This is a genomic window from Rhodococcus sp. P14, from assembly GCF_000256505.1.
Lineage (GTDB): Bacteria > Actinomycetota > Actinomycetes > Mycobacteriales > Mycobacteriaceae > Rhodococcus > Rhodococcus ruber.
Genome location: NZ_AJFC01000008.1, coordinates 1 through 3,489 on the forward strand (window position 1 = coordinate 1; position 3,489 = coordinate 3,489).

Genomic DNA, 3,489 nt, shown 5'->3' on the forward strand with positions numbered 1-3,489 from the left:
CACCGCGCCCGCGACGGCGGTGACGGCCGCGCAGACCAGGGCTGCCGTGGCGCGGCCGCTCTCGGGTGCGAGGTTGACCGTCATCACGAGCGCCGCCACGAACAGCACCGACAGGACTCCGCCGACATGGTCGACGGGACCGGTGGTCTCGTTGACGTGCGCGGGGATCAGCACTGCGGCCGCCACGAGGGCGAGGGCGGCGAGCGGCAGGGTGATCAGGAAGGCCGAGCCCCAGTAGAAGTACTCGAGGAGCAGACCGGACAACAGCGGTCCGAGCGCGGCGACCGCCCCGCCGGTCGCCGACCACAACGCGATCGCGCGGGTCCGTGAGGCTCCCGACCACAACGCGGTGATCAGCGCCAGAGTGGTGGGATATGCCAGTCCCGCGGCGAGACCGCCGGCCAGCCGGGCCGCGAACAGCACCTCGATGTTCGGCGCGAAGGCCGCCAGCAGACACGTGGGTATCGACAGGGCGACACCGAGCACGAGCAACTGCTTGCGGCCGTAGCGGTCCCCGAGCGCCCCCAGGTACAGCACCGACGCGGCCAGACCCAGCGAATACCCGACGGCGACCAGGTTCAACTCCGTCTGGCTCGCGTCGAATGCCCGGCCGATCGCGGGCAGTGCGATGTTGGCCACCGAGAGATTGAGGTTGGCGACGGTGGCGACCAGGATCAGCGTCGCGAGGACCGAGCCCGCTCGCTGCGGGCGACGGTCGACCTCGGCGACCGTCACCGCGACGTCCCGTGGTGCCGCGATGCGTCCATGTCCCACTCCCGATGGCAGTGTCCTCGACGATCATGATGACGCACCGGAACGCTGATCCGGGCCGATCGGGGCGATCGGCACGCGATCAGGCGCCGCGGACGATCATCCGCACCAGGTCCCCGGCCGGGCCGGCGAGCTTGCGAGGGGGGCGCCACACCGCGCGCAGGGTGCGGGCCAGATCGAGGCCCTCGACGTCGACGGCCCGCAGTTCCCCGGGCGCGAGGTGGTCGGCCACGGCCAAGGTGCTGAGCACGGCCGGACCGACACCCCCGAGCGCCGCGGTGCGTACCGCGGCGCCGCTGCCGAGCTCGAGCAGAGGTGCCGGCCGATCGAACTCGCGCAGGGCGAGGTCGAGCGTGTGCCGCGTCCCCGACCCCTCCTCACGCACGACGAGCGGCGTCGCCGCGAGTTCGGCGACGGTGAGCGGTCGCCGGCGGCGCGCCCACGGATGAGCCGGCGTGACGACCACCACCAGCCGGTCCTGCGCCACCGGGGTGCTGTGCAGTCCCGGTGGAACGGCGGGGGCTTCGACGAATCCGACGTGGCAGCGGGCTGCCGCGACGGCGTCGCACACCTGCCGCGAGTTGTGGACCTGCAACTGGATGTGCACGTCGTCGTGGAGACCGCGGAAGCGGCCCAGCCAGCGCGGGATGAGGTGTTCGGCGACGGTCATGCTGGCCGCCACGGTCAGTTCGGCCTGCCGGTCGGTGCGCAACGCCGCCGCGGCGTCGAGCAGTCGACGGGCGTCGGTGAGGGTCTGCCGCGCCCAGTGCGCGACCACGGTGCCCTCCGGGGTGAGCGCCGACCCGGCGCGCCCCCGGCGCACGAGCACGGCCCCGAGCTGCTTCTCGAGGCGGCGCACCGCACGGCTGGCATTGGGTTGCGCGACACCGGCCGCGCGAGCAGCCGCGCCGAGCCCGCCGTGATCGTCGATGCCGACGAGCAGTTCGAGGGCGGCGAGGTCGGGCCAACGGACCGTCGGCGACGGAGGTGGCTGCGTCATGCGCGAATGATATGGCCCTTCCCGACAGGGTGGGGCAGACTGCAGGCCGTGGAACTTCGCGGAGTGGACGACGCGGCGGCCGTGCTCGCCGCGCAACCGTTCAGCGTCCTGGTCGGTGCCCGGGTCGTCGGGTACGAGCCGGGACGCGCGGTGCTCGAGGTCCCTTTGCGTCCGGAATTGCTGCAGCAGTTCGGGTTCGTACACGGTGGAGTGCTGGCCTATGCGGCGGACAATTCCCTGACCTTCGCAGCGGGAACCGTGCTCGGATCGTCCATCGTGACCACCGGGTTCACCATCGACTACCTGCGCCCGGGTCGCGGCACGCTGCTGCGAGCCGAGGCGACGGTCGTCGACTCGAGCCGGCGACAGGCGCTGTGCCGGTGCGAGATCGTCGCCGTGACCGAGGACGGTACCGAGACCAGGGTGGCCGCGGCGCAGGGCGGCGCCCGGGTGATCGACCTCGACCGGCGTTCGGGGCAGGGGGCCGGTTCGTAGGGGCCGCGGTGGCCCGGACGGGTCTGGTCCGGTTCCAAGGAGCCGAACCGGCCGGAGCCTCGGCCTGGGCGGCGCTCACACCTTCGACGTGACGATGAGCGCGGTGGCGGCGAGCGCCAGGACGACGACCGTGACGGTCAGGACGATGTTGCGCCACCAGTGATGCTTCGCCCGTCCCTCGATGAAGCGGCTCACCCGGGCCCGGTGCTCGCGTCCGCTCGTCACGAGCAGCACGAGCGCCGGCAGCAGGCACAGCAGGCCGATCGCCACCACCACGGGTGCCGGGCCGGGCGCCAGGCGCAGGAACAGCAGGACCACCGCTCCCAGGCCGGTCGCCGTGCGCAGCCACGCGAGAGTGGTGCGCTCCGGCTGCAACCCGGGGTCGTCGTGTCTCATCGCCGACCCGGCTCGCGTCGTGGACCCGGTGGCACGGTCACAGGAGGAGCGCCGCGGCGAGGGCCAGAGCCCCGACCGCCAGCATCGCGGCGAGCAGGAAGGCGATCCGCGGCGGCGGCAGGGGGCGTGCGGTGCGCATCGCGGCCTCGATCTGCAGCCAGCGCCGCAGTGCGGCGACCACGAGGACCGCGGAGAAGACCAGCAGGGCGCACGCCAGCGTGGTGCGCACCACCGGTCCCACGACGTCGCCGGCGAAGGTCTCGAGCGCGACGGCCGCCGCGATCACGCCGAGCGCGGTGCGGATCCACGCGAGGAACGTGCGCTCGTTGGCGAGGGTGAAGCGGGCGTCGGGTTCGTCGCCGTCACGCAACGCCCGCGGCCGCCAGTCGCGCAGAGGTCCGATCACGCAGTCGACCCTATCCCGGTGCCGCCCCGGACGGTCCGGCGGCGGGGCGGCGGAACCGATTACGCGAGTGTGATCTCGCCGTTGTCGACGGTGACGGCCCTGCTCTCGAGGGGACGTGCGGCGGGACCGTTCGCGACGGTGCCGTCGAGGTTGAACCGGCTGCCGTGGCAGGGACAGTTGATCGTGCCGTCCTGCACGGCCGCGACCGTGCAGCCCTGATGGGTGCAGATCGCGCTGAACGCGAGCACCTCGCCCGCGGCCGGCTGGGTCACCACGACCTTCTGATCGGGGAAGACCTGTCCCCCGCCGACGGGGATGTCGGCGACGGCCGCGAGGGGTTGTCCTGCAGCCGCGCCGGCCGGGGCCCCGGTGCCGGCGTCCTCCGCCGCGGAGGTCTGCCCGGAGGCCGGCTCCGCGCCGG

The 3,489-nt window shown here is 73.3% G+C and carries 6 protein-coding genes; 1 reads left to right on the forward strand and 5 read right to left on the reverse strand.

Features of this window, described 5'->3' with window-relative positions; all coding sequences use genetic code 11:
• The coding region (locus OEY_RS0100455; protein WP_029539834.1) for an MFS transporter at nt 1-735 on the reverse strand (735 nt) is incomplete at its 3' end.
• 118 nt (nt 736-853) lie between these two features.
• A complete protein-coding gene (locus tag OEY_RS0100460) occupies nt 854-1,771 on the reverse strand; it encodes a LysR family transcriptional regulator (protein WP_010591994.1) in 918 nt (305 codons plus the stop codon).
• Nucleotides 1,772-1,834: 63 nt separating this feature from the next.
• Between OEY_RS0100460 and OEY_RS0100465 the strand changes: the two genes are divergently transcribed.
• Nucleotides 1,835-2,266 carry a PaaI family thioesterase gene (locus OEY_RS0100465; protein WP_010591995.1) on the forward strand — a complete coding sequence of 144 codons (432 nt, stop codon included), beginning with the start codon at nt 1,835-1,837 and terminating at the stop codon, nt 2,264-2,266.
• Nucleotides 2,267-2,341: 75 nt separating this feature from the next.
• Here the strand turns inward: OEY_RS0100465 and OEY_RS0100470 are convergent, their stop codons facing one another.
• The 3 genes from OEY_RS0100470 to OEY_RS0100480 form a co-directional block, all read right to left on the reverse strand.
• A complete protein-coding gene (locus OEY_RS0100470; RefSeq protein ID WP_010591996.1) occupies nt 2,342-2,662 on the reverse strand; it encodes a DUF202 domain-containing protein in 321 nt (106 codons plus the stop codon).
• A 37-nt stretch (nt 2,663-2,699) separates the two neighbouring features.
• Entirely contained in the window at nt 2,700-3,068 is a 369-nt protein-coding gene (locus tag OEY_RS0100475; RefSeq protein WP_010591997.1) for a YidH family protein, read from the reverse strand.
• A gap of 59 nt (nt 3,069-3,127) precedes the next feature.
• A partial coding sequence (locus tag OEY_RS0100480; RefSeq protein ID WP_010591998.1) for a QcrA and Rieske domain-containing protein occupies nt 3,128-3,489 on the reverse strand: 362 nt, incomplete at its 5' end.